The organism is Streptomyces sp. NPDC005485 (assembly GCF_040606085.1).
Lineage (GTDB): Bacteria > Actinomycetota > Actinomycetes > Streptomycetales > Streptomycetaceae > Streptomyces.
This window is the reverse complement of the sequence record NZ_JBEXDZ010000077.1, coordinates 1-20,144: the sequence shown is the minus strand read 5'-3', so window position 1 is coordinate 20,144 and position 20,144 is coordinate 1. Positions and strand designations below refer to the sequence as shown.

The window sequence follows — 20,144 nt, the reverse complement described above, 5'->3', positions numbered from 1 at the left end:
CGTGCCTCCCAACGTCATTGAGGGAAGGGGCGGTTGAGCGTACCAACGGGTATGTGCTGCGTCGTGTGTCTGACTTGACCTCCTTCGGAGGCGGACCGAGGATCATGTGTCATGACGCGCGAATACGGCAGCACGGTTGACGGGGTACTGCGACGCACCGCCCGGCGCACCCCGGCACGCGTCGCGGTCGACTACCGCGAGCGCTCCTGGACGTACGCCGAACTCGACGACGCCGTCTCCCGCGCGGCCCGCCTGTTGCTCGACCTGCGACTGGCCCCCGGCGACCGGGTCGGCGCCTACGGCCACAACTCCGACGCCTACCTGATCGGCTTCCTCGCCTGCGCCCGCGCCGGCCTCGTGCACGTGCCGATCAACCAGAACCTCACCGGCGACGACCTCGCCTACATCGTCGGACAGTCCGGCAGCACGCTCGTTCTCACCGACCCCGACCTCGCACACCGACTACCCGACGGCGTCTCCACGGTGGCGCTGCGGGACACCGAGGACTCGCTGCTCGCGCGCCTGGCCGCGACCGCTCCGTACGACGGCCCCGAGCCGCGCAGCGGGGATCTGGTCCAGCTGCTCTACACCTCGGGTACCACGGCCCTGCCGAAGGGCGCGATGATGACGCATCGCGCCCTCGTCCATGAATACCTGAGCGCGATCACGGCCCTCGACCTGAGCGCCGGCGACCGGCCCGTCCACTCGCTGCCGCTGTACCACTCGGCGCAGATGCATGTGTTCCTGCTGCCGTATCTCGCGGTCGGAGCCACCAACACCATCCTGGACGCGCCCGACGGCGACCAGCTCTTCGACCTGGTCGAGGCGGGCCGCGCGGACAGCCTCTTCGCACCCCCGACCGTCTGGATCGGGCTGGCGAACCGTCCCGACTTCGCGACGCGCGACCTGAGCGGGCTGCGCAAGGCGTACTACGGGGCGTCGATCATGCCGGTGCCCGTCCTGGAGCGGCTGCGCGCCCGGCTGCCGAAGCTGGCCTTCTACAACTGCTTCGGCCAGAGCGAGATCGGCCCGCTGGCCACGGTCCTCGCACCCGACGAGCACAAAGGCCGGATGGACTCCTGCGGGCGGCCCGTCCTGTTCGTGGACGCCCGGGTGGTCGACGAGAACGGCAAGGACGTCCCCGACGGGACGCCCGGTGAAGTCGTCTACCGCTCGCCGCAGTTGTGCGAGGGGTACTGGGACAAGCCCGAGGAGACCGCCGAGGCGTTCCGCGACGGCTGGTTCCACTCCGGCGACCTCGCCGTACGGGACGCCGAGGGCTACTTCACCGTGGTCGACCGGGTGAAGGACGTCATCAACTCCGGTGGAGTGCTCGTCGCTTCACGCCAGGTGGAGGACGCGCTCTACACCCACGAGAAGGTGGCCGAGGTGGCGGTCATCGGGCTCCCCGACGACCGCTGGATCGAGGCCGTCACCGCCGTCGTAGTCCCCCGGGGCGAGGTCACCGAGTCCGAACTCCTCGCCCACGCCCGCGAGAACCTCGCCCACTTCAAGGCCCCCAAGCGCGTGCTGTTCGTGGACGAGCTGCCGCGCAACGCCAGCGGGAAGATCCTGAAGCGGGAGTTGAGGGACCGGTTCGGGGGGTGAACGCACCACCATCATCGCCGCCGCTGCCGGAGCCCGCTGGAGACGCTGACCGTGCGGCATCTGCCGTCAGGCCGGGGAGGGGGTCTCGCAGCGTCGGCTGGCCGACGACCTCACGCTGACCAGCAGCGGCATCACCCGACTGGTCGACCGTATGGAGGAAGCCGGTCTGGTCAGCCGCGTGCCGGCGCCCGCGGACCGCAGGAGTGTCCTGGTGGAACCGACCGACCAGGGCCGCACCGCCTTTGTCCTCGCGGCAGGCGTTCACGCCCAGGTCGTCGAGCAGTACTTCGTAGGACCGCTGTCCCAAGCCGAATACACGCGACTGACCAGCGCACTCGGTCAGATCGACAAAGCCCTGGACGACACCGTGCACTGAACCGCGCCGTCGACGCCGTCGACTGGCAGACCTGTCCCGGCGGCCGGATACGCGCCACGCACCAGCCGCCGGCCCGGGCGGCCCGGTTCGCTGCGCCGGGCCGGGCCGGGGATCAGAACCCGACGGCCTCGCGCAGCAGCAGAACGGTGACGCGGCCGGGGTGAGGCTCGGCGTGCAGTACGAGCAGCCGGTTGATCGCGCTCGGCACGCCGTAGACCTTCCGGGCGCGTTCGTCCTCCAACGGCAGGGCGTGCTCCTCGAGCCGGCGCATCGCGGTCGGCAGGTCGGGCACGACCTTCTGCGCGCCGACGATCCAGATCGCCCGGCCGGCGCCGCCGGAGTAGGCGGGCAATTGGCTGCCGCTGCCCGAGGCGACGACCAGCGAGCCCGTCTCGGTGACCGCGGCGACGCTGCCGACGACCACGTCCGGGCTGCTGATCAGCCGCCGGATCTCGTCACCCTCGGTGGCCCGGTCCATGGCCAGCACCCTCGGCCGGATCGCGTCGTAGCGTCCGCCGGCGTTGAGGTCCTCGTCGATGCCGGAAAGCCGTAGCGTCTCGCTGGCCCCGGTGAAGACCGACGCGCCCTCGGGTATCAGCTCACCGACGCGGCCGCGGGCGGCGGTCATGTCGTCCAGGATCTCGACGGCGAAGCCGTGCTCACGCAGCGCTGCGGCCGCCCGCTTCAGTTGCGGCGCGGGCACCGGCTCGGCGAAGTCCGTCTCGGTCGTCGTCGTCGTGATCGGCGTGCTCATGCTTGCTTGCCTTCCTGCTGCTCGTGCGGGGTCCGGTTGTTCGGCGCGGGTGCGGAGCCGCCGAGCGGGGTGGTGTCGAGGTATCTGATCTCGTAGACCCGCTCGGCGAACCGCCAGCCGTCCGGGGTGCGCCGATAGACGTCGTGGTAGACGGCGAAGTTCTGTCCCTCGACACCGGTGCGGAGGCGGGCGAGTTCGTACATGAAGGCCCGCCCGGTCGCGGTGTCGCCGTCGATCACCACCGAGCCCGGGTGCGTGTTCTGCACGAAGAAGTCCCACTGGGCCTGCAGCCGCTCGCCGCCGACGCGGATCTCCTCCCGGCCGGTCAGTTCGATCGGCACATCGGGCATGCGCAGCACGCCGTCCTCGGTGAACAGCGCAGCCAGGCGGGCGCGGTCCCGCATCATCGCCGCGTCGGTGAACTCGGCGCGCAGCGCGTCGATCTCGACGCGGTCCGCGATGGCTTGAAAGTCGGTCATCATCTTCTTCCTGCCATGGATGGCGTACTCGTCTTCACCACTTCGACCATGCAGCCGCCTGGAATGTGAGGCGGCGCTGTCGCGCGGACGCCCGACCTCACATTTCGGCGGCCTGCCCGGTCGAAGATGTGTGGACGATCGGATACGAGCGAGAAACGGGGACCGGGTGCGCGTGAGCGGCGAGGACGTGGTCATGGACGAGCGGCAGCGGCTGATCAACCTGGCGTACCGGCTGCTCGGTTCGCTCGCCGACGCCGAGGACGTGGTCCAGGAGACCTACGCCCGCTGGTATGCGTTGACCGATGCCCAGCGAGCGGACATCAAGGTCCCGGCCGCCTGGCTGACGACGGTGGCCAGCCGTGTCTGCCTGAGCCTGCTCGGTTCGGCGCGGGTCAGGAGGGAGACGTACGTGGGTGAATGGATCCCTGAGCCGTTGCCCGAGCCGACCGAGTGGATCAGCGGGGGAGCGGCCGACGGCGGCGTGGATCCTGCCGACCGGGTCAGCCTGGACGAGTCGGTCAGCATGGCCTTCCTCGTCGTGTTCGAGTCGATGACCCCGGCCGAGCGCGTCGCGTTCGTCCTGCACGACGTCTTCCGCTACCCGTTCGCGGACGTCGCCGAGATCGTCGGGCGCAGCTCCGCGGCCTGCCGTCAGCTGGCCTCCTCGGCCCGGCGGCGGATTCGCGAGGCACGGGCCGACGCGGGCCCGAGCGCCGGTCATGCCGCGGTGGTCCGGGACTTCAAGGCGGCCTGGGGGGCGAAGGACATCGGCGCGATGATCGGCCTGCTCGATCCGGACGCCGTCTGGGTCGCGGACGGCGGTGGCAAGGCCCTCACCATCCTGGATCCGATGGTCGGCGGCGAGCAGATCGCCCGCGCCTACCTGCGGATCGCCGAGGTCGCGCCCGCGCACACCCTGCTCGAGCGCACCGTCAACGGCCTGCCCGGGCTGGTGGTCCAGCAGCACGACCGGATCGTGACCGTGTTCGCGTTCGAGGTGGTGGACGAGCGGATCACACGCATCTGGGCGGTACGCAACCCGGACAAGCTCCGGCCGTGGGCGATGCGTTGAGGTGCGTGCGCGGTGGTCCGCGCCCGTGACCCGCGCCGAGGTTTCCTTGCTCGTCCTTGGCGTGGCTGTCCTGTCAGTGGCGGCCAGTAGCCTCGGGAACCATGGGAATTGAGATGGATGTAGTGGTGGGTTACCCGATCAACGATGAGATGGAGAGGGTGCTCGGGCTGGCCGAGGCGGTCGGCGAGCCCGTCAGTGTCACGTTCATCTGGGAGGGGACTGAAGTGGGGGAGCGCGCCGTGTTGGTGCCGGCAGCCACACTGGCGCTCTGGGAGCACTGGGCCCCGAACGCCTACCCGACGAGTGACGCCCGGGACGAGAACCCGGCCGATACGGAAAAGCCGGAGCTGGCCCACCCAGCGGAATTCGGCCCGTTCACGCTCTTTCGCCGTCGCGTGGGCGGGCGCACGGCGGTCGCTCGCGGAGGCGTCGTGGTCGCCGAGCTCCTGGACCCCGACGAGGCGCACTGGCTCCAGGAGAAGGCCCGCAACGTCCGCCAAGGCTTCATGGATCCGAAGCAGAAGGCGGCGTTCGAGGAGTTCCTCGCGCGACAGCCACCCGTCGGCGAACAGTGACGCGCCGACTCATGCTTGCGGCGCGGCTTCTGACATGAGGTGATCAGGCGACAGGCTCCAAGCGGACGCAGCACCGGCCCGGGCTGGGCGACAGGCATGCCGTGTACCCGCACTCGCCCAGCCCGTGCAGGACACCGCGCAGCAGATGCAGGTTCATGCCGCAGACCGTCTGTGTGTACTCGCGGGCCAGGGCATGGAAGGGGCAGTTGCCGAGCACAATGGCGCCTTCTTCGTGCCGCGGCTCGAACCCGTGCTGCTCCAGCAGGTCGAAAAGGCCCCCGCTGCCCGGCTCGCCCAGCAGCGTGCCGAGCTCTTCGGCCTTGCGGTGCAGCACATCTCGTACCGGCTCACCGGTTGCGCCGGATTCCTCCACGGACTGTGCGAGGAGTCGTCCGGCGAGCTCGTAGCGCCGGTCCGGCAGGCTGACCGCGATCTGTTTCGTCGAACGCCGGTACAGCTTGGCCGGCCGGCCCGCCCCCGGGCCCGCCCGTCCGCTGCGTCGCTCGTAGACCACGTCGAGCAGGGCTTCATCGGCCAGACGGTCGAGGTGGAACGCCGCGGTCTGGCGCGCCAGGCCCAGCGCGGCGGCCGCGTCGTCCCGGCTGACGGGGCCGGGCCGGCGCACCACATGGTCGTACAGCCTCCTGCGCGTCGGCTCGTCCAGAGCGGCGATGGCGGAGACATCGGCGTCGCGTACTTCCTTCGGGTCGTCCACGAACACCAGTGTAAAACCAACAGCCATTGACTAAAGAAGGGATCGGCGCTTCTATAAGTAATGAGAGTTGTCGATAGAAGGAGAGGTTGCCATGTCCTCCGCAACCACAACCACCACGTCCGTCACGCCACGTCGCGCACTGTTCGCCGATCCCGGCTATCAGGCGTTCGCGATCCTGCGCATCGCCTTCACGGTGGCGCCGATCCTGTTCGGGCTGGACAAGTTCGCCAACCTGCTCGTGGACTGGCCCAACTACCTCGCGCCGTGGATCAACGACATCGTGCCCGGCAGCGCTCAGGCAGCCATGTACGCCGTGGGTGTGATCGAAATCGTGGCAGGCATCGCCGTGGCCCTCGCTCCCCGCTTCGGAGCCTGGCTGGTGGCCGGCTGGCTGGCCGGCATCATCGTCAACCTGCTGACCATCCCCGACTACTACGACATCGCACTGCGCGACTTCGGCCTCCTTCTCGCCGCCGTCGCACTGGCGCGCCTCGCCGAGCGCTACCACGGCAAGCGGGAGCACTGAGCCGGCGCGACGCATGCCGAATGGCTCCGTCGGGCGGGCTCTCCGGTTCTGCTGCCGCTGAGGCGATGCGCGGACTTATGGCTTGAAGGGCGAACAGACCGTCGTCGGCCGACTCGGCCGGGATGCCACTTAAGTCAGGTCCAGGTCGCTGTACAGCAGGTGGTGGTCCGAGTACGGGGTCGGATGCACATGGTGATCGAGCCGGACGACGCCTCGCAGGAAAATGTAGTCGAACTTGCTCTGCCAGTCGGTGGTCGGCTTGCAGCTGCCAGTGGGCGAGGGATGGCACTGGGGGTCTGTATCCGCGGCCAGTGCCCAGATCCTGGAGAGTTCAGGGGCGTCCGGCGCAGCGTTGAAGTCGCCGACAACGATCGCGCGGTCGTGTCGGGCGATCTCTGCGGCGAGTACGCCGACCTGACCCGCTCGGACTGCCTCTTGCTGACGTTGGGCGAGATGTGTGTTGAAGACCCGGACGAGCCGGCCGCCCACAGTCGTGGTGACCGCCATGTACCCACGGTCCTCCGAACCGCCGTCGGGATATTCCACGTTGACGAGGTCAGTCATCGGTGCAGCCGAGAGGATCGCCTGGCCGAAGGCCCCCGGACTCCACGGCATTCCCCCGCAACGTCCCCAATTCCGAAGAACCGTCCCGTACTCGACGTGGTAGACGAGTCCGTGAAGGTTCTCGAGATACTCCCGGATCCTCTCCACGTCACCTACGCATGCTTCTTGGAGGCCGACGACCTGGGGCGCAAACGCGGCGATCTCCGCCGCCCGGTCGACGTTGCTCTTGTCGCAGGGGTTGCAGATGTTCCACGTCATGACCCGGTTCGGTACGACATCCCTGACGGCTCCGACAGGCAGTGACCTGGCGGAAACAGCACCGCTTGGTGCACTGGGGCCGACGAGCACCACCCAGGTCACGGCCATGGCGCCCGCGAGCAACCGCGTGGCCCTTCTGAGCACCATCGCCTCCACACCGTGGATGGACAGATCATCCGACGTCGTCCTGCAGGAGGTTATGACACAGCGCTCAGCCCAGGGAATGGGGCACGAGAAAGAGTGACGCCGCTGCGCTGCCGGAGCGCGCAGCGCTTGGACCAGCACGGGCCTGTGGAGGGTGGCACGGTAATCTCGGCCCATGCCCGAGACATCGGTGGCGCACTTCTACGACGAACTGGCCGACGACTACCACCTGATCTATCCGGACTGGGACGCGAGCATCCGCCGGCAGGGGAACGCCCTGGACGCCCTGATCGGCCAAGATCGCGCGGCGGTTCTCGACTGTTCCTGCGGCATCGGCACGCAGGCCATCGCTCTGGCGCAGCGCGGGCACCAGGTCACCGGGACCGACCTCAGCCACCGCGCCGCCGCCCGCGCTGCACGTGAGGCCGCCTCCCGGAACCTGAGCCTGCGCACGGCCGCTGCCGACATGCGGCGCCTCCCGTTTCCAGATGGCCGGTTCGACACAGTCGTCTGCGCCGACAACTCGCTGCCTCACCTGCTGACGGAGCAGGATGTGCACGCCGCCCTGGCCGAGATGCGCCGCGTACTGCGTCCGGCCGGCCTGCTGCTGGTCAGCACACGCAACTACGACGACCTGCTGGGCGACCGCCCCACCTCGATGCCTCCACAAGTCCACAAGGACGTCGACTGCGCCGACGGCGAAGAACGCACCGTCACTTTCCAGCTCTGGGACTGGCACGACGACGGCGAGCACTACGACTTGGAGCACTTCCAACTCCTTCCGGCAGGCGGAGCATGGCGCGTCAAGGTCCGCCGGACCACGTACTGGGCAATTGGCCGGGACCGACTGGCCGGCCTCGCAGTCGAGGCCGGGTTTGTCGACCCCGAGTGGCGGATGCCGCAGGAGACAGGCTTTTTCCAGCCGCTGCTCAGGGCCCGCGCCGCTGAGTAGGTGACTCCACCTCTCCGCGGACGGAATGCGTCGAACACGCCAGGCAGCCGTGCAGGGCGCGCCGGTACGGAGCGCCGATGCAGCTGTCGGCCGCCTTGTTACGGTCGGCTGGGCTGCCCCCACGCCTGGGCACGCTGCGGAGAACTTACAGGCCGCTGTCGATCCGGCCATGTCCCGTTCGACGTACCGATGTGGAGCGCATCGCCACATGGGATGCGACAGGACCTGATGAGGAGACACATGGAGCAGCTGCTGAGAGTCATGAACTTCAATGTCTCAAGCGACGGAATCGGTGCCGGTGAGAGCCGGAGCCAGAGCCTTGAGAACCCGTTCGGCCTCGCCCACGCCGAAAGGCTGTTCGGCTGGGCCGGTGCCACGGCGAGCTGGCCCATGCGCACCGATGCCGGAGGGAGCCGCGGCCTCGACGACTACTTCACGCGGGACTTCGCACGCAACATCGGCGCCGAGATCATGGGCCGCAACAAGTTCGGCCCCCAGCGCGGGCCGTGGCTGGACCATGACTGGCGCGGCTGGTGGGGCGACGAGCCCCCGTTTCACACCCCGGTGTTCGTCATGACCCACCACGGGCGTCCTTCGATCACGCTCTCCGACACCACCTTTCACTTCGTCGACGGCGACCCGGCCGCAGTGCTCGAACAGGCGCGGGAGGCGGCACAGGGCAAGGACGTCCGACTCGGCGGTGGGGTCACCACCATCCGGCAGTTCCTCGACGCCGACCTCGTCGACACCCTGCACGTAGTGGTCTCGCCGGTGGAACTCGGGTCCGGCCTCAAACTCTGGGAGTCGCCCGATGAGCTGCTCGACCGGTTCCAACTGGAGGTCGTGCCCAGCCCGAGCGGCGTGACGCATCACCTGTTCTGGCGAAAATGACGCGAGGGCCCTCGGGGATCTCGGCGTGGCGGAGGCGAGCGCTCGGAGGTCGTGGCGGTGACCCAGCGCGGGCGGAATGGATGTCCGCCGTTTAACAAGTGAACGGCGTTCCCCGGTACTTGGGCCGTTCGAAGCGGCCTGGGTAGAGCTTCGGGACCGCGGCTGCGTGTCTCGGCGGCGCGGCCCGGTCGGGGCTCGCGGCGGCGGGATCCCACGAATCCTCGCGGCGCCGACCGTCGAGTCCCTCGCGTGCCAGGGAGCGGGGCGGCTCCGAACAGACATCGTACGGGCGCTCACCGGCGTCCCTGAATCCCTGACGGCCGCATCGCTGGTCCTGCACCGGCCTGCCTGGCCGCCGGCCCGTCCGGTCGGTCGGCCGTCGTCCCGCCACCTGACGGGGCGACGGCCGATTCAGTGCCCGAAAAGCGGCAGGCGTCTTCAACTCCTACTGCCCGCATGCCAATTCCGGCGTCTTCGTGCTTCATCTCTTGACGTGTCTGGTTCAGACCTTTAAGTTCACCGATCACCAAGCCTCCACGCATGCGCTCGTCGTTCACCCACATGAACGCACCCTGCCCCCCACCATCAGCCACCCGTGAAGGGCTGCCCCCCATGGCCAAACGCCCCCGCACGCGTTCCACCGCACTGCGCATCACCCTCTCGACCGCAGTACTGACTCTCTCGGCCGGCGCTCTCACCGCATCACCCGCGGCGGCCGCCACCGGCACCATCACCGGAGTCGGCGGCAAGTGTCCCGACGTGGCCGGAGCAAGTTCCGCCAACGGCACGGCCGTTCAGGTCCACGGTTGCAACGGCATTGCCGCGGCCAACCAGAAGTGGACCGCGCCCGGTTCCGCCGGCCCGGCCCCGGTCGCGCCGATGGCGGTCGCCCCGTACCTCTACAACGGCTGGGGCAGCCCGCCCGACCCGGCCGCCGTCATGAACGCCACCGGCGTCAAGTGGTTCACGCTGGCCTTCGTCCTGAGCAACGGGTACTGCACCCCGCAGTGGGACGGCAGCCGTCCGCTGACCGGCGGCGTGGACCAGCGGACCGTCACCACCGTGCGGGCGGGCGGCGGTGACATCATTCCGTCCTTCGGCGGTTACAGCGGCAACAAGCTGGAGAGCTCCTGCTCCAGCGCGGGCGAACTCGCGGCGGCCTACCAGAAGGTCATCAACGCCTACGGCCTCAAGGCCATCGACATCGACCTGGAGGCAGACGCCTACAGCAACGGCACGGTCCAGCAGCGCACCGTGGACGCGCTGAAGGCCGTGAAGGCAGCCAACCCGGGCCTCAAGGTGTACGTCACCATCGGCACGGACCAGGGCGGGCCCGACACCAGCCTCATCAAGCGGGCCGCGGCCGCCGGGCTGACCGTCGACAGCTGGACCATCATGCCGTTCGACTTCGGCGGCGCCGGCCAGAACATGGGCACGCTCACCCTGCGGGCGGCCGAGGGGCTCAAGGCGGCCCTCAAGAGTGCGTACGGCTACAGCGACGACCAGGCGTACCGCGGCATGGGGATCTCCTCCATGAACGGCATCACCGACGTCAACGAGACCGTCACCCTCGCCGACTTCCGGACCATCCTCGGCTACGCGCAGCAGCACCACCTGGCACGGCTGACGTTCTGGTCGGCCAACCGCGACCGCCCGTGCTCCGGCAGCTACCCGAACGACGACACCTGCTCGGGCGTGGCGCAGACCCCCTGGCAGTTCACCGGCATCTTCGCCAAGTACACCGGCTGAGGCCGCGGCTCACCCCTCCCACCCCCACCTCCAGGAGAATCCGTGTCCAGAACGACGCGAGAACCCGGCCGCGGCCGGATACCGAGACTGCTCGGCGTGTTCGCCCTGGTGGCGACCGCCGTAACAGGTGTGGCGAGCGCCGCGCCTGCGCCGGCTGTGACGACGGCCGCCGAGGCCCTGCCCACCGGCTGGGCCACCGTCGTCAACGCCAAGAGCGGCAAGTGCGTCGACGCCCGCTCCGCGGGGACCGCCGACGGCACCGTCGTCCAGCAGTACGCCTGCAACACCAGCCAGGCCCAGCAGTGGCAGTTCAAGGACACCTCGGGCGGATACGCCCAGGTCGCCAACCGTCCCGACGCCACGAAGGCCTGGGATGTCACCGACGTGTCGACCGCCGACGGCGCGGGCGTACAGCTGTGGACCTACAGCGGCGGGAACAACCAGCAGTGGCAGGCCGTGGCCGAGTCCGGCGGCACCTACCGCTTCGTGAACCGCAACAGCGGCAAGTGCCTCGACGTGCCGGGCGCGTCGACGGCCGACAGCGTCCAGCTCCAGCAGTACTCCTGCAACGGCAGCCAGGCCCAGTCCTTCTACGTCAATCCGGTCGACGCCTCGCAGCCCCCAGGCACTCCCGACCTCGGCCCGAACGTCACGGTCTTCGACCCCTCGACCCCGGCCGCGACGGTCCAGAGCAGCCTGAACGCGGCCTTCGCCCAGCAGGAGACCAACCAGTTCGGCACGGCTCGCAAGGCCTTCCTCTTCAAGCCGGGCACCTACACCGCCGACGCCAATGTCGGCTTCTACACCCAGGTCGCGGGCCTCGGTCTGTCGCCCGACGACGTGAACATCCGCGGCGCGGTGCACGCGGAGGCGGACTGGTTCCAGGGCAACGCCACGCAGAACTTCTGGCGGTCGGCCGAGAACCTGTCGGTGACCCCGACATCCGGGACCGACCGCTGGGCGGTGTCGCAGGCGGCCCCCTACCGGCGTATGCACCTGCGCGGCAACCTCCAGCTGGACGACGGCGGTTGGTCCAGCGGCGGCTACATGGCCGACACCAAGGTCGACGGACAGGTCAGGTCGGGATCGCAGCAGCAGTGGCTGTCCCGCAACACCGACTGGTCGAGCTGGACCGGCTCCAACTGGAACATGGTGTTCGTCGGCGCCAGGAACGCACCGGCCAACAGCTTCCCCAACCCGCCCTACACCACCGTCGCTCAGACACCGCTCTCCCGCGAGAAGCCCTTCCTGTACGTCGACGCGGCCGGCGCCTACAAGGTGTTCGTGCCCTCGGTGCGCTCCAACTCCAGTGGCACCTCGTGGAGTTCGGGCACACCTGCCGGTACGTCACTGCCGCTCTCCGACTTCTTCGTCGTCAAGCCGGGTGCCACGGCCGCGCAGATGAACGACGCGCTCGCCGCGGGCAAGAACCTGCTGGTCACCCCGGGTGTCTACCACCTCGGTCAGACACTCAAGGTCACTCGTGCCGACACCGTGGTCCTGGGCCTCGGGCTCGCCACACTCATCCCGGACAACGGCATCACCGCGATGTCCGTCGCCGACGTGGACGGTGTCCAGCTGGCCGGCCTGCTGATCGACGCGGGGACCACCAACTCGGCGCAGCTGATGGAACTGGGCCCCAACGGCTCCTCGGCGGACCACAGCGCCGACCCGAGTTCGCTGCACGACGTGTTCTTCCGGATCGGCGGCGCCGGCGTCGGCAAGGCGACCACGAGCCTGACGATCAACAGCGACGACGTCATCGGCGACCACCTGTGGCTCTGGCGCGCCGACCACGGCAGCGGGGTCGGCTGGACCAGCAACACCGCCGACACCGGACTCGTGGTCAACGGCGACGACGTCACCATGTACGGGCTGTTCGTCGAGCACTACCAGAAGCACCAGACCCTCTGGAACGGCAACGGCGGCCGCACGTACTTTTACCAGAACGAGATGCCCTACGACCCGCCCAACCAGGCCGCCTGGACGAACGGCTCCACCCAGGGCTATGCCGCCTACAAGGTCGCGAACTCGGTGACCAGCCACCAGGTGTACGGCTTCGGCAGCTACTGCTACTTCAACGCCAACCCGGCGGTCACCGCCGAGCACGCCATCGAGGCACCGAACACCGCGAACGTCCGCTTCAAGGACATGGTGACCGTGTCACTGGGCGGCACCGGCACCATCCGGCACGTCGTCAACGACCGGGGCGGTCCCTCCGACTCGGCCACCAACGTGGCCAACCTGGTCAGTTACCCGTGAACCGCAGAGAGGGGATCGATCCCTTGCGACATGTGACCGAATCCGCACCGGTGCGCGCGGTACTGCGGGGGCTGCTCCTGCTGGCCACGCTGCTGGGCCTGGCCGTGACGCCCGCGCACGCCGCCCCCGCCGCCTCCCCGTTCAAGGTGCTTGCGCTCTACAGCGGCACCTGGGATGCCGCGCACATCGACTTCGTCAAGGAGGCCAACGACTGGTTCCCCAAGCAGGCCGCAGCCAACGGGTTCACCTACACGGCCAGCAACAACTGGGACCTGCTGAGCAACGGCGGGGTGAACGGCTACCAGGTCGTCCTGTTCCTCGACGACCTGCCGCAGACCGCCGCCCAGCGCACGGGGTTCGAGCAGTACATGCGCGGCGGCGGCGCCTGGATGGGCTTCCATGTCGCCGCCTTCACGACCGAGGCCGGCAGCTGGCCCTGGTACCACAACCAGTTCCTGGGCAGCGGGAACTTCAGCACCAACACCTGGGGACCGACGTCGGCGACACTCAAGGTCGAGGACCGTACCCACCCCTCGACCAGGAACCTGCCGGCCACGTTCACCTCGTCGGTCAGCGAGTGGTACAGCTGGTCCAACGACCTGCGGCAGAACCCGAACATCAAGATTCTGGCATCGGTCGACCCCAGCAGCTTCCCGCTGGGCACCGACCCCAACCAGTCCTGGTACAGCGGGTATTACCCGATCCTGTGGACCAACACGCAGTACAGGATGCTGTACGCGAACTTCGGCCACAACGCGATGAACTACCAGACCAACACGCGTCTGTCGTCGACGTTCGCCAGTGAGACGCAGAACCGGTTCCTGCTGGACGGCCTGAAGTGGCTAGGCGGCGCGGACACGACGTCGCCCCCGGACGACGGCATCTCCGAGACCGCCTGGTACTCACTGACAAGCCAGGCGAACGGCACCTGCGTGGACACCCGGCCCGCGGCCACGGCGAACGGGACCGCCGTTCAGCAGTACACCTGCAACGGCACGCAGGCGCAGCAGTTCCAGTTCCGCGCCAAGGACGGCGGCTACAGCCGCATCACCGCCCGCGGCAACCCGCAGCAGGTCGTCGACGTCACCGACCGCTCCACGGCCGACAACGCGCCTCTTCAGCTGTGGAGTTGGTCCAACGGCATGAACCAGCAGTGGCAGCCCGTGAAGGAGACAAGCGGGCGGTATCACTTCATCGCCCGGCACAGCGGAAAGTGCCTGAGCACGGCCACCGCCGCGACGAACAGCGTCCAGCTGACCCAACGGACCTGCGACAACTCCTCGACCCAGAGCTTCACGCTGACCAGCCGGCCCTGACGGCCCAGGAGCGCCGGAGCGGCTGAATCAGGCCATGGACTGCATGGAGGCATTACCGCCGCGCACGGGGTGGTGAGCGACGCGGAGGTGCCCGGGGCTTCGGAGAGCCCCGGGCACCTCCGCCGCGCCAGGCGAGCCTGGTCGTTTCCGGTGGCGCAGGCAGCGGATCGGTCGCTGCGACACCGTCTCTCGGTTCAGCTGCTGTGCAGAAGCTGAATGGATTGATCCGCAGGCTCGTTCACGGCGTTGCTTTCGGAATATCCGATCGTTGATCTCCTCATGCAATGAGCGGTGCCCGAGCGGCATGGAGGCGTGGATCGACAGTGATGCCCGGCGGCCTCCCGTGGGCGGGCGAACGGAGAGTCCTGTGCGCATGACCGACCTTCAGCGGTGCGAGATCCGACCCGGACGACTTGTCGAGTGGACGCTGCACCCGACGGCCGTAGGGGCGGCGCGAGCGCTGCCGGACGACGCGCGGCCACCGGCATACGTGCAGGAGTCCCACATTCGTACGGCGCGATCGGTGCGCCAGGACGGGCTGTTCGTGCCGACCTGGCTCGGTACGGCCTTCGACATCCCGGGACTTATCGAACTCGACGTGCTGCAGGGCGCGTTGCGGACCTGGATGCTCCGGCACGAGACCCTGCGCAGCGGCTTCCGGTGGGCCGGTGACGAGATGCGGCGGTTCACCCTGGACCCCGACGCCGTGGCCCTGCACCGTGAGGACGTCGGGGACTTCGCCGACGCGGGGACGCTGACCCGGTATCTGCAGGACCGTTTCGACGTGGCGGCGGACGCGCTCACCTGGCCGAACTTCCTCTTCACGGCGGTCGTCCGGGACGACGGCGCGAGCGTGTACCTGGCGTTCGACCACAGCAACGTCGACGCGTACTCGATCCATCGCATCGCGGGGGAGATCCACGAGCTCTACGATGCCGGTCGCGCCGGGCGGGCCGTGGAGACGGCACCCGTCGCCAGCTACATCGACTTCTGCGCGGACGAGCGCACGGACGCCGACCGGATCGACGACACGCACACCGTCGTGTCCCGCTGGCGGGAGTTCATCGCCCGCTGCGACGGCAAGCTGCCGAACTTCCCCGTCGACCTCGGCCTCGACCCCGAAGGACCGCTGCCCGAGCAGAAGTTCCTCGAGGAGATGCTCGTGGACGACACGGACGCCGCGGCCTTCGAGGCGTACTGCCGTCCCTACGGCGGAAGTCTCGTCGGTGTCCTGGCGGCCGTCGCGCTCGCAGCCCGCGAGATCAGCGGGCTGGACGTGTACCGAACCGTCGTGCCCTTCCACACCCGGGCCAAGTCCCGCTGGGCCGACTCGGTCGGCTGGTACGTGGGCGGCGCGCCGATCGAGATCCCCGTGGAACATGCGACGGACTTCGAACATGCCCTGCGTATGGTCCGCGCCGCACTGCGCGAGAACCGGCCGCTCTCCCGCATGCCCATCGCCCGCGTACTGTCCCTGCTGGGCGCCGACTTCCGGCCCACGTCCCCCGACCTCTACTCGATCGTCTCCTACGTCGACTCGCGCGGCCTTCCTGGTTCGGAGCGCTGGCAGGAGCTGAAGGCGTACGGCCTGATCCGGGTGTCGTACGGCGATCAGGTGTGCGCGTGGGTGACCAGGGTCCACGAGGGCCTGCAGTTCGCCTGCCGGCTCCCGGACACCGATGCCGCGGACAAGAACATGCGGCGGTGCGTGGAGTTGGTGCGGGAGCGCGTGGTTACGGTGGCCCGGGAAGCCTTGGGGATGTCCACTACCAGGAAAATGGTCGGGCGCTGAGACCCCTGTCGTGTCACGTCCTGCGGGACGTCACCTGTTAGGTGAGCAGGACGTGGAGGTCCGCCACCACACCGATGCCGTCAGTAGCTCACGGAACCGGGCCGGGACCGGTCGCGGAACCACGCAACGGCCCCCACCAGTACCGCCGCCCCCAGCCCGTACAGGGGCAGCCACAGAGTCGTCGTGGCCGCCAGGCACTCGGCAACGGCCTTGCGGGCATGGTCGTCCTGCGTGAACGCCAGGGCAGCACGGTCACCGCCGGCCAGGTTCCCCAGCGCGGCCTTCACGTGGAGGGCCTCGTACCTGCCTGTCAGCTCGCACTCCCTGCGCGTGCCCGGCATCGGAAACAGCCAGGCCTGGCGCTGCAGCAGGGGCGCGAGTGCGATCGCCACGCACAGGCCCACGACCAGCGCGTACGCGACCAGGCCGCGCATGTACGACGAGCGGATGTCCGGCGTCCACTGCGGCCGTTGCTGGAAGGCGAGGATCACCGCAAGGAGCGTCACCCCGATGAACGTGGCGAACCACTGCCACGAGCCCTGGGCGAGCGCGAAGGTGAGCACTGCGGCGAGTCCGATGCCGGTGACCCCGGGAGTGGGAAGGTCATCGTCCGCTGCGACGGCCGGCCTCGGGGTCACTCGGGAGCTGGGTTTCACTCACGGGCCTCTCCTGCGGGGGAGGCATCAGCATCAGCCGCACGGCGCCGCGGCCCTGGGCACCATGCCGCACGGGCCCCGGGGCCTCGCCCGGATGGCCCGCACGCACGGCCCCTCCGGTATCTGCTCCGCTTCGCTCTGCCGGGGTCACAGGGTGTGGTGCAGCCAGCGCTGGAGGACGTGGTGGACGCCTGCGGGCAGAGCGCTGAGCTGGTCGATGACGGCGCGGTCCTCGGGCATCGGGGGGATACCGGCGGCGGTGAGTGCCGCATGCAGGTCGAGGCGTTGCCGGTCGTGCGGGTCGAGGGTGTAGCTGAGGCGGTGGGCGGGGTTGGGCGGCGGCAGGAAGTAGTCGATGTCATCGACGGGCTCGGCCGGAGTCGGCCACGCGGTGTCACTGGGAGTTACGGCGTAGGGGTCGACGAAGGCGCAGGAACTGAGGGTCTCGTTGCTCCAGGGGGTCATCTCTGTCTCCTTGCAGGCGAGTTGTGTACTGGTCGAGAGTCCCCTCGGTGCCGCTTCGGTTGCGGCCACGGCCGTACATCACGCTGATGGCGCCTTCGAGGGCTCATCACCTCGTGTGACCAGCAGGCGACAGACGGCGCCGCATCTTCCCCATGCGGTCGGTCAAGCCGCCAGGACGGCACGGGGGCTCCGTCTTGGGAGAGGATGCGGCCACCGTGGCCCGTACCCCACCAAGGAGACCCAGCATGACGATCCGGCGGATGGACAACATCCTCATCGTTGTCGACGACCTTGACGCTGCCATTGCGTTCTTCGTCGAACTCGGGATGGAACTGGAGGGCAGGATGCCGATCGAGGGACGCTGGGTGGACCGTGTCATCGGGCTCGACGGCGCCCGACAGGACCTCGCGATGATGAGGACCCCGGACGGCCACAGTCGGCTTGAGCTGACGAAGTTCCATACGCCGAAGGCGATCAGCGCCGAGCCGGCAAACGCACCGACGAACACGTTGGGAATTCGGCGCATCATGTTCGCCGTCGACAACATCGAGGACGTCCTTGCCCGCCTCCAAACCCATGGCGCCGAACTCGTCGGCGAGGTGCAGCAGTTCGAAAACAGCTATCTGCTCTGTTACGTCCGCGGCCCCGAGGGCATCCTCGTCGGACTGGCCGAGCAGCTCAGCTGAAAGCTGCTCGAGGGGGCGGCTAGACCGAGGTTAGGAAGCTGCGGACCGCGTTCGCGAAGCCGGCCGGGTCGTTGGCGTAGACGAAGTGGTCCGTCTCCAGCTCGACGAGGCGGGTGCCGGGTCGTCGGGCGGTCATCTGTTCAGCCTGCTCTGCCGACAGCACACCGCCCTTGGTGCCGCGTACCAGCAGCGCGGGGCATGCGGAGCCGGTCCAGTCGGCCCAGTGGTCGCCGTGCACCTGGTCCTCGGAGTCGTAGATGTCCTGGGGGTGGAAGTGCAGGCCCCAGGTGCCGTCCGGCCGCTCGTGGACGGCGGACTCGAGGTAGGGGGCGAAGGGGCCGAGCTGCACCACGAACGCTTCTCGGCTGGTGGCGGTGGCGTCCGGCAGGTTCAGGACGAAGGCCAGTGGATTGGTGCCGTCCAGGCCGAGTTCGGCGCAACCCTCGGCGTTGATCAGCGCGGTCACGCGCTCGGGGTGGCGGGCGGCGAACTGGTAGGCGTTGATCGCCCCGAGCGAGTGGCCGAGGAGGACCGCTTGCTCCAAGTCCAGGTGGTCCATGAGGGCTTCCACGTCGGCGACGTATCCCTCGCGGCTGTAGTCAGCTGCCCGGTCGGAGGCGCCGTGGCCGCGCTGGTCGGGGGCTATGAGCCGCCAGTCCGGGGCGAGGCGGCCGGCGAGATCGGCGTACGACATGCCCTCGGACATGTGTCCGTGCAGCGCGATCAGCGGGAGGCCCGGGCCGCCGAAGTCCACGAAGGAGAGGGTGCGGCCGTTGATGGTGAGCGCGGAGCGCTTGGGGGTGTCGGTGTTCATGGGATTACCGTAGACGAGATCTATACACTTGTGCAAGACATGCGTATAAGACGTGCGTATGAATCTCGATGTCCCGGTGCTCGCCGAGCGGTCGGCGAACGAGGCCCGTGATCCCCTGGCGGAACACTCCGGCAGCCCATCCGGCCATCCACCGGCCATCCACGGGAAAGGGTTTGAGCGAGGCTGTGCCCCGCTGCTACGGTCCTGATGGACCGTGAAGTCGTCGTATGGAGGTGAGCCCCCGTGAACACAGTTACCCGTGGGTGCTCCCTCGATCCGTCACGGTCCGACGGCTGACGTTCGGTGTCGCCAGGAGCGCCTGAGATCGAGGCACTCCCGGAAGGGGACTCCGATGAACACAAAACCTTTCACATCTGGCCTGAGCGACAACGCGGTGATGATCACGCGCGTCGCCGACAGGCAATGGCATGCGCTGGACGATGACTTGGTGGTCGGCCGCGGGCATGCGGAGCACCGGCCCGACGGACGGTTGTTCGTCAGCATCGACGCCTGGCACGACGCCGTCTTCGACCGGCTCGCCGAGGCGATGCTGGCGGAACTGCCGGCGCCGCTGTACACGCTCGTCGACGAAGCCGACGTCGAGTTGACGGCCGGCTGGCGGCGAGCCGGGTTCACGATCCGGCGCCGCGAGTGGGAGTACGTCGTGCCGACCGACCCGCGGGTCACCGGGCTCGACGAAGCCCTGCCACCTTCAGGGGTGACGATCGTTCCCGCCGGTCAGGCGGACGAGGGCCTGCTGCGGGCGGTGGACCGCGCGATCCGTGACGAAGTCGGGGCGAGCGTCGGGTGGCAGTCGATGCCTGCGGAGGTGATTCGCCTGCCTGAAGGCGACACCATCGTCGATCCGTCGAAGTACGCGGTGGCCGCGGCAGCGGACCGCTACCTGGGTCTGATCCGGGTGGTGACGGTGAACCGGCCACGTGTCGGGCTGGTCGCGGTCCGCGCCGGCGAGCAGCGCCGCGGCATCGCACGGGCGCTGCTCGGCCACGCGCTGGGGACGCTGCACCGCTCCGGGTTCGCCGCGGCCTGGGCCGAAGTCCAAGAGTCCAACCAAGCGGCCTCGGCGCTGTTCGAGGGCGTCGGCGCCCAGCCGGCGAGCAGCAACCTGGAGCTGGTGCGATGACGAAGTCCAAGAACGTCATCGAAGTCGAGGGCAAGGTCGTCGAGTGCCTGCGCAGCGCCATGTTCACCGTGGAGCTCGAGAACGGCCACCAAGTCCTCGCGCACATCAGCGGGAAGATCCGCAAGAACTACATCAAGATCATGCTGGAAGACCGGGTGCTGGTGGAGCTCCCGCCCTACGACCTGACGCGCGGCCGGATCGTGTTCCGGTACCGGAACTAGCGCCGGTCGGCGCCATCCCCGGTAGGTGATCCCGGGGCCGCGGGCGGCGGCGGGGGGGGGCCCGGGGCCCCCCCGAGGGGAGCGCCGCGGGGCCACCCCCCCGGCGTGGGGGGGGGGTGCGGGGT

At 68.8% G+C, this 20,144-nt stretch carries 21 protein-coding genes; 14 read left to right on the top strand and 7 right to left on the bottom strand.

From position 1 onward, the window contains the following. The first annotated feature begins 111 nt into the window (after positions 1–111). A complete protein-coding gene (locus ABZS97_RS24620; RefSeq protein ID WP_356140495.1) occupies positions 112–1,608 on the top strand; it encodes a fatty acyl-CoA synthetase in 1,497 nt (498 codons plus the stop codon). Positions 1,609–1,666: 58 nt separating this feature from the next. Next, complete coding sequence (locus ABZS97_RS24615) at positions 1,667–1,984, top strand: MarR family winged helix-turn-helix transcriptional regulator (protein ID WP_356140516.1); 318 nt, start codon at positions 1,667–1,669, stop codon at positions 1,982–1,984. A 112-nt stretch (positions 1,985–2,096) separates the two neighbouring features. Here ABZS97_RS24615 and ABZS97_RS24610 read toward each other — a convergent pair whose 3' ends face one another. Both ABZS97_RS24610 and ABZS97_RS24605 read right to left on the bottom strand, forming a co-directional pair. Then, entirely contained in the window at positions 2,097–2,738 is a 642-nt protein-coding gene (locus tag ABZS97_RS24610) for an LUD domain-containing protein (protein ID WP_356140494.1), read from the bottom strand. Next, complete coding sequence (locus ABZS97_RS24605) at positions 2,735–3,217, bottom strand: nuclear transport factor 2 family protein (protein ID WP_356140493.1); 483 nt, start codon at positions 3,215–3,217, stop codon at positions 2,735–2,737. The genes ABZS97_RS24610 and ABZS97_RS24605 overlap by 4 nt, the downstream gene beginning before the upstream one ends. A gap of 193 nt (positions 3,218–3,410) precedes the next feature. On the opposite strand from ABZS97_RS24605, the gene sigJ reads away from it, so the two are divergent. After that, positions 3,411–4,289, top strand: coding sequence for an RNA polymerase sigma factor SigJ (sigJ, locus tag ABZS97_RS24600; RefSeq protein ID WP_356140515.1), 879 nt, complete (start codon positions 3,411–3,413; stop codon positions 4,287–4,289). Between the two features lie 101 nt (positions 4,290–4,390). Further along, entirely contained in the window at positions 4,391–4,864 is a 474-nt protein-coding gene (locus ABZS97_RS24595) for a hypothetical protein (RefSeq protein ID WP_356140492.1), read from the top strand. A gap of 43 nt (positions 4,865–4,907) precedes the next feature. Here ABZS97_RS24595 and ABZS97_RS24590 read toward each other — a convergent pair whose 3' ends face one another. Beyond that, complete coding sequence (locus ABZS97_RS24590) at positions 4,908–5,585, bottom strand: helix-turn-helix domain-containing protein (RefSeq protein ID WP_356140514.1); 678 nt, start codon at positions 5,583–5,585, stop codon at positions 4,908–4,910. A gap of 85 nt (positions 5,586–5,670) precedes the next feature. On the opposite strand from ABZS97_RS24590, the gene ABZS97_RS24585 reads away from it, so the two are divergent. Then, positions 5,671–6,105, top strand: a complete 435-nt coding sequence (locus ABZS97_RS24585) for a DoxX family membrane protein (RefSeq protein ID WP_356140491.1) — start codon at positions 5,671–5,673, stop codon at positions 6,103–6,105. A 129-nt stretch (positions 6,106–6,234) separates the two neighbouring features. Here ABZS97_RS24585 and ABZS97_RS24580 read toward each other — a convergent pair whose 3' ends face one another. Then, entirely contained in the window at positions 6,235–7,074 is an 840-nt protein-coding gene (locus ABZS97_RS24580; protein WP_356140513.1) for an endonuclease/exonuclease/phosphatase family protein, read from the bottom strand. A 172-nt stretch (positions 7,075–7,246) separates the two neighbouring features. Between ABZS97_RS24580 and ABZS97_RS24575 the strand changes: the two genes are divergently transcribed. The 6 genes from ABZS97_RS24575 to ABZS97_RS24550 all read left to right on the top strand — a co-directional run bounded on the left by ABZS97_RS24575 (position 7,247) and on the right by ABZS97_RS24550 (position 16,033). Continuing rightward, a complete protein-coding gene (locus ABZS97_RS24575) occupies positions 7,247–8,023 on the top strand; it encodes a class I SAM-dependent methyltransferase (protein WP_356140490.1) in 777 nt (258 codons plus the stop codon). Positions 8,024–8,263: 240 nt separating this feature from the next. Continuing rightward, positions 8,264–8,914 carry a dihydrofolate reductase family protein gene (locus ABZS97_RS24570; protein ID WP_356140489.1) on the top strand — a complete coding sequence of 217 codons (651 nt, stop codon included), beginning with the start codon at positions 8,264–8,266 and terminating at the stop codon, positions 8,912–8,914. A gap of 612 nt (positions 8,915–9,526) precedes the next feature. Then, positions 9,527–10,663, top strand: a complete 1,137-nt coding sequence (locus ABZS97_RS24565) for a chitinase (protein WP_356140488.1) — start codon at positions 9,527–9,529, stop codon at positions 10,661–10,663. 108 nt (positions 10,664–10,771) lie between these two features. Further along, complete coding sequence (locus ABZS97_RS24560) at positions 10,772–12,925, top strand: RICIN domain-containing protein (protein ID WP_356140512.1); 2,154 nt, start codon at positions 10,772–10,774, stop codon at positions 12,923–12,925. A 32-nt stretch (positions 12,926–12,957) separates the two neighbouring features. Further along, a complete protein-coding gene (locus tag ABZS97_RS24555; protein ID WP_356140487.1) occupies positions 12,958–14,241 on the top strand; it encodes a ThuA domain-containing protein in 1,284 nt (427 codons plus the stop codon). A 373-nt stretch (positions 14,242–14,614) separates the two neighbouring features. Continuing rightward, positions 14,615–16,033 (top strand): condensation domain-containing protein, encoded by a 1,419-nt coding sequence (locus tag ABZS97_RS24550; protein WP_356140486.1) that lies wholly within the window; start codon positions 14,615–14,617, stop codon positions 16,031–16,033. Positions 16,034–16,113: 80 nt separating this feature from the next. Here the strand turns inward: ABZS97_RS24550 and ABZS97_RS24545 are convergent, their stop codons facing one another. Next, on the bottom strand, positions 16,114–16,689 hold the full coding sequence (locus ABZS97_RS24545; RefSeq protein ID WP_356140485.1) for a hypothetical protein: 576 nt from the start codon (positions 16,687–16,689) through the stop codon (positions 16,114–16,116). A gap of 147 nt (positions 16,690–16,836) precedes the next feature. Then, positions 16,837–17,154, bottom strand: a complete 318-nt coding sequence (locus ABZS97_RS24540) for a hypothetical protein (RefSeq protein ID WP_356140484.1) — start codon at positions 17,152–17,154, stop codon at positions 16,837–16,839. 245 nt (positions 17,155–17,399) lie between these two features. Here ABZS97_RS24540 and ABZS97_RS24535 point away from each other — a divergent pair, with 245 nt between their 5' ends. Continuing rightward, positions 17,400–17,840, top strand: a complete 441-nt coding sequence (locus ABZS97_RS24535; RefSeq protein ID WP_356140483.1) for a VOC family protein — start codon at positions 17,400–17,402, stop codon at positions 17,838–17,840. A 19-nt stretch (positions 17,841–17,859) separates the two neighbouring features. On the opposite strand, the gene ABZS97_RS24530 is transcribed toward ABZS97_RS24535, so the two are convergent. Then, positions 17,860–18,654, bottom strand: coding sequence for an alpha/beta hydrolase (locus ABZS97_RS24530; RefSeq protein WP_356140482.1), 795 nt, complete (start codon positions 18,652–18,654; stop codon positions 17,860–17,862). Between the two features lie 352 nt (positions 18,655–19,006). On the opposite strand from ABZS97_RS24530, the gene ABZS97_RS24525 reads away from it, so the two are divergent. Beyond that, entirely contained in the window at positions 19,007–19,798 is a 792-nt protein-coding gene (locus ABZS97_RS24525; RefSeq protein WP_356140481.1) for a GNAT family N-acetyltransferase, read from the top strand. Further along, entirely contained in the window at positions 19,795–20,019 is a 225-nt protein-coding gene (gene infA / locus ABZS97_RS24520; protein WP_356140480.1) for a translation initiation factor IF-1, read from the top strand. The genes ABZS97_RS24525 and infA overlap by 4 nt, the downstream gene beginning before the upstream one ends. The last annotated feature ends 125 nt before the right edge of the window (positions 20,020–20,144 follow it).